Raw genomic sequence first — 5,399 nt, 5'->3', positions numbered from 1 at the left:
CTCAGGCATGTTCGCCCATCTGGAAATTCATCTCGGAAAGAAAGAGGGGGTCGTGGCGCCGAGGGACGCCCTTAAGACCGATCCGGGCACGGGCCGTTTTTATCTCTTTGTAGTCAAAGACGGGAAAGCGGAACTCCGCAACCTGAAACTGGGGCGATACCAGGAGAATGATGCGGAGGTCCTGGAGGGGGTCTCGGCCGGAGAGCAGGTCGTGATCAAAGGGCAGAACCGGCTCAAGCACGGCTATGCCGTAACCGTTGAAACCGGGGAGGGCGGGGCCGCGCCCAAAGAGAACAAAGAGAACAAAGAGAACGGAAAGGGCAAGGGATGAAGCTTCCGGAGTTTTCAGTCAGACAGCCCGTGGCCATCCTCATGCTCTTCCTGGGGGTCTTCATCATCGGCCTTTTCTCCATGTCCCGTCTCGGCATCGACATGTTTCCCAACATCGAGCCGCCGGTGATCTCCATCATGACCAACTGGCCAGGGGCCTCGGCATCGGACGTGGAGACCGAGGTCACCAAGGAGATCGAAAACTGGGTCAGCGTGGTCAACAATCTCGACACCCTGACCTCCAAGTCCATTGACAACCTTTCCCTGGTCCAGTGCAAGTTCGACTGGGGCACGGACCTGGACGAAGCCGGAAACGACATCCGGGACGCCCTGGAGATGGCCAAGAAGGAGCTGCCCGGCGATATCGAACAGCCCATGCTCTTCAAGTTCAGCAGCGCCACGGCCCCGATCCTCTTTCTCACCGTCACCGGGGATCTGACCTGGCCGAGGCTCTTCCATCTCGCGGACAAAAAGATCGCCGACGAGCTGAAGCGGATCCCGGGCGTGGGGGGCATGGAGATCTACGGCGGGCTCCGGCGGCGGATCAACATCTACTTCGACATTCGAAAGCTCGAGGGCTTCAACCTCTCCATCGAACAGGTCAACCGCGTGCTTGCCGCCGAAAATCTGAACATCCCGGCGGGGAGCATCAAGTCAGGCCTGCGTGAGTATTTTGTCCGGATTCCCGGCCGGTACCGGACCATGGAGGAGATCCGGGACACGGTGATCGGGCATGAAGGATCAAGGCCCGTCTATCTCCGGGACGTGGCCGCGGTGGAGGACGCGTACAAGCCCGTGGACCTGCACGGCTGGGGGGACGGCAAGGAAGGCCTGGTGATGATCCTGCAGAAGCAGACCGGCAAGAACACCGTGGACGTGACCCGCCGGGTCAAGCACGAGCTCGACCGGATCCGATCCGGCCTGCCATCGGACGTCCAGGTCAATGTGGTCATGGACAACTCCGATAACATCCTGACCTCGGTCAGGAACCTGGCCGATACGTTGATGTGGAGCATTTTTTTCGTGGTCATCGTAACGGTCTTTTTCCTAAGACGGGTGCGGACCGCCGTGATCATCTCGCTGATCATTCCCTTTTCTTTGATCATCTCCTTTATCCTGCTCTACCTCTTCGGTTATACCATCAATCTCATGTCCCTCATGTCCCTGGCCATTGCCTCGGGCATGGTCGTGGACAACGGGATCGTGGTGCTCGAGAACATTACGCGGCACGTGGAACATGGGGGCCGCGTCACGACCGCGGCCGTCTTCGGGACGAGCGAGATGGGCATGGCCATCACCGCCTCCACCATGACCACGGCGGTGATCTTTCTCCCTCTGATGTTCCTGACCGGGCTCGCGGGGATCATCTTCAAACAGCTCGGCTTCGTGCTCGTGGCGACCCTCATGGCCTCCCTCTTCACGTCCCTTTCTTTGACGCCCATGCTCTCCTCCCGATGGCTCAGGCCCGCGCCTGGAAAAGGCTCTGAGCGGAACGGGGTCCTGGGGAGGTTCTACGGCAAGACCGAAGCGTGGTTTGAATGGATCGAAGAGGCCTACAGCCGGCTGCTCACCTGGGCGCTTGGCCATAAGAAGACCGTGGTTCTCCTATCCGTCTGCTTTTTTATGAGCGGGCTCTCGCTCATTCCGTTCCTCTCCACCTCCTTCATGCCCAAGACCGACACCGGGGACCTGAGCATCGACTTCAGGCTTCCCGAGGGGACCCGGATCGAAGAGAGCACAAAGGTCATCGAGGAGATCTTTCATAATGTTGACGATGTGATTCGTCCCGAAGAGCTTTTGCATTCCTATGCCTTCGGCGGGCAGACCGAGCGGGGGATCGGCGTAGCCCTGGGCTTTGATGAAGGGCCGAACGTGGGGAACCTCTTTTTCAAGATGGCACCCAAGACAGAGAGAGAGAGGAGCACCGATGAGATCGCTGCGGCCCTGAGAAAGAAGGTGGAGAAGATCCCGGGGATCAGCAAGATCCGCGTGAGCGCGCAGGACCCGGTCTCCATGGCGCTCATGGGGAGCAATAAACCGATCTCCGTCGAGATCCAGGGCTCGGATCTGGACGAAAACGTCGCCTTCGCCCGAAAGCTCAGGGACGTCCTCTACAAGATGCCGGGGCTGGTGGACGTGGCTGTGACCCAGAAGGACCCGAGGCCCGAGCTCTGGGTGGATGTGGACCGGCAAAAGGCCGCGGCCCTGGGGCTGAACATCGCTGCCGTCGCGGGGACTCTCAGAAACTATTTTTACGGAAAGGATGCCTCCGAATACAAGGACGCAGCGGACAGCTACGACATCTTCACCCGATTTGACGAGGCCGACAAGGATCGTCTCCAAAACCTGCTCGACGCCCCGATCTTCACCCCCGACGGAAGGAAGATCCGGCTGAGCAACCTGGCCCGGATTGTGGAAGGGGAGGGTCCCATTGAGATCGAGCGCAAGAACCGGCAGCAGGTCGTACGCGTGGAGGCGGATCTGTTCGGGCGCGCCCTCGGCGACGCCACCAAAGAGATCCGAGAGACCCTTGAGGGCATGGGGCTTCCCGACGGGGTTACCGTGAGTTTCGGCGGCGACGTGGAGGAGCAGAAGAAGGCCTTCGGCGAGTTGACGTCCCTGCTCATCCTGGGGATCCTCCTGGTTTACATGATCATGGCCGCATTGTTTGAGAACCTGAGGGACCCGTTCATCATCATGTTCTCCATCCCCTTTGCCTTTACCGGGGTGATCTATGCCTTTTACCTCACCGGCGTGAGCCTGGGGCTCATCTCCTTCATGGGAGTGATCATGCTCATGGGGATCGTGGTGAACAATGCGATCATCCTCGTGGACTATATCCATCTCCTGCAGAAGCGGGGTTACGAGCTGCTCGATGCCGTGACCCAGGCCGGAAAGCACCGCCTGAGGCCCGTGCTCATGACCACGCTCACCACGCTCTTCGGCATGGTCCCCCTGGCCGTGTCCCGGCAGGTGGGCGCGGAGGTCTGGAACCCCCTGGGAATCACCATGATCGGAGGACTCACCGTCTCCACCCTGGTGACGCTGGTCCTGATCCCGACCATCTACTATATGTTTGAGAGAAGAAAAAAGACAGGGTTCGAGGATTCAAGGGGTCGAGGGGTCAAGTGAGAGGAAAGAAAAAAGACAGGGTTCGAGGGTTCAAGGGGTCGAGGGGTCAGGGGTTGAAGAAATCAGGGTTCAAGGGGTCAAGGGTTCAAGGGGTCGAGTGAGAGGAAAGACAAAAGGAAGGGTTCGAGGGTCCGAGGGTTGAAGGGCTCGAGTGAATGTTCTCCGGAGATTTTAGTTGTGTTTCAGCATTTCACTTGGACCCTTGAACCCTTGGGATACTTGTTTTCTTGAACCACTTGAACCCTTGACCCCTCGGCCCCTTGAACCCTATGCCGCTAACCTTACGGGCGAAGCAAGACCCTAAAATGAAATGGGGGAAATACCAAAAATGAAGCTGCTATTAATAATTTATGATGTGGACTTCGACGAAGACGTCATGGAGACTCTCAACCACTGCCGCGTCACCGGCTACACCCAGTGGGACCGCGTCCTGGGAAAAGGGAAGAACTCCGATCCTAAGCTCGACACCCCGGTCTGGCCCGGCTTCAACCGCGCCGTGGCTGTGGCCGTAGAAGAAGAGATCGAAGACACGGTCATGAAGGCCGTGCAGGAACTGTCGGACAGACTCGGCGGCTCCGGGTTCAAGGTTTTTGAACTGCCTGTGATCCGGGTTGTCTAATCCAGGCGTAAAAATATCAGCAGGCTGCCGAGAAACCACGGTCACGCTTTCGGCCTTGCCAAAAAAGGGAAGAAGAGATGACAGATCCATCCATGGAAGAAAAAAGATCCGAAGAAAAAAAGGAAGCCTCAGGAGAAAAACCGGCCATGACCACCGGCAAAAAGGTCTTCCTTGTCTTTTTCCTGATCGTCCTGATCATCTTTGCTGTGATCGCAGTGAAGTGGTTCCATTACCGGTTCACCCATGCCATCACGGACAATGCCTTCGTGGAATCGGACATGATCAACGTGGCCCCGCTGGTCTCCGGTTATATCCAGAAGATCCATGTGCAGGAGGGCGACCCGATTGAAAAAGGGGAGCTCCTCGTGGAGATCAATGAAACGGATTACCGGAACCAGGCCGCCCTTCAGGAGGCCAATGTCAGGGCAGCCCAAAGCAACCTGAACCGGAGCCTTGCCGCCCTGGAGAACCTTCGTGTGGCCTCACGAGAGCAGATCCGCAGGGCCGAAAGCCAGTTGACCGCCGCAGGGGCCGATGCGGATCAGGTGCAGAAGGATTATGACCGGATCCAGGGTCTGTTGCAATCCGGGGCCGTTTCAAAAAGCCGGTATGATGTCATGGAGGCGGCGCGGATCGGCGTCCGCTCCAAAGTTGCGGCCGCGGAGGCGGACCTCCGGCAGGCCAGGGCAGGCAGCTATCAGGTCAAGGAGGCTGAGAGCGCCGTGGAGGCCATGCGCTCCGCGCTCAAGGCCGCACAGGAGGGGCTGAACGTGGCCAGGACCAGCCTGGGATATACGAGGATAAAAAGCCAGGTGCAGGGCGTGGTGGCCAAGAAATTCATGAACCAGGGGGATTTCATCAGCGCCGGTTATCCGGTTTTGTCTGTGTATGACAAAGGGAGTGTCTATGTCACGGCCAACCTGGAGGAGACCAAGACCGAGGGAGTCAAGGTGGGCCAGAACGTGGACCTGGACGTGGACACCTACGGCGGTAAGACCTTTCACGGCAAGGTGATCCTGGTCGGAGAGGCGGCCGGGGCCAAGTTTGCCCTGATCCCCAGGGACAACTCCGCTGGCGAGTTCACCAAGGTGGTCCAGCGGATCCCGATCAAGATCTCGGTTGAGGAAAAAGACAAGGGCCTGCTCAAACCGGGGATGTCCGTCACCGTGGGTATTGAATTGAATGAGGACAAGGCGCACTCCGATGATGCCAAAGAGTAACAGACCATGTCTCCTTCACACAGAATCGGAAACGAGCGCTATTATTTAGGGATTCGCTACAAGTGGTATGCCGCGGTCATCGTCATGATCGGGACATT

Annotated in this window: 4 protein-coding genes and 1 pseudogene (1 of these 5 running past the window's edge); all 5 read left to right on the top strand. The window is 58.2% G+C overall.

Annotated features, from left to right (window positions below):
* Window positions 1-113 (top strand): annotated as a pseudogene (locus tag AUK29_03800) (hypothetical protein) (it extends 874 nt beyond the left edge of the window).
* A complete protein-coding gene (locus AUK29_03795; GenBank protein ID OIP64770.1) occupies window positions 53-331 on the top strand; it encodes a hypothetical protein in 279 nt (92 codons plus the stop codon). Before AUK29_03800 ends, AUK29_03795 begins: the two are co-directional and overlap by 61 nt.
* Window positions 328-3,462 carry an acriflavin resistance protein gene (locus tag AUK29_03790; protein OIP64769.1) on the top strand — a complete coding sequence of 1,045 codons (3,135 nt, stop codon included), beginning with the start codon at window positions 328-330 and terminating at the stop codon, window positions 3,460-3,462. Before AUK29_03795 ends, AUK29_03790 begins: the two co-directional genes overlap by 4 nt.
* Before the next feature lie 328 nt (window positions 3,463-3,790).
* Entirely contained in the window at window positions 3,791-4,081 is a 291-nt protein-coding gene (locus AUK29_03785; protein OIP64768.1) for a transcriptional regulator, read from the top strand.
* 77 nt (window positions 4,082-4,158) lie between these two features.
* Entirely contained in the window at window positions 4,159-5,301 is a 1,143-nt protein-coding gene (locus AUK29_03780; protein ID OIP64767.1) for a hypothetical protein, read from the top strand.
* Window positions 5,302-5,399: the final 98 nt, after the last annotated feature.

Source organism: Nitrospirae bacterium CG2_30_53_67, assembly GCA_001873285.1.
Taxonomy (GTDB): Bacteria; CG2-30-53-67; CG2-30-53-67; order CG2-30-53-67; family CG2-30-53-67; genus CG2-30-53-67.
This window is presented reverse-complemented; position numbering and strand designations above follow the sequence as displayed.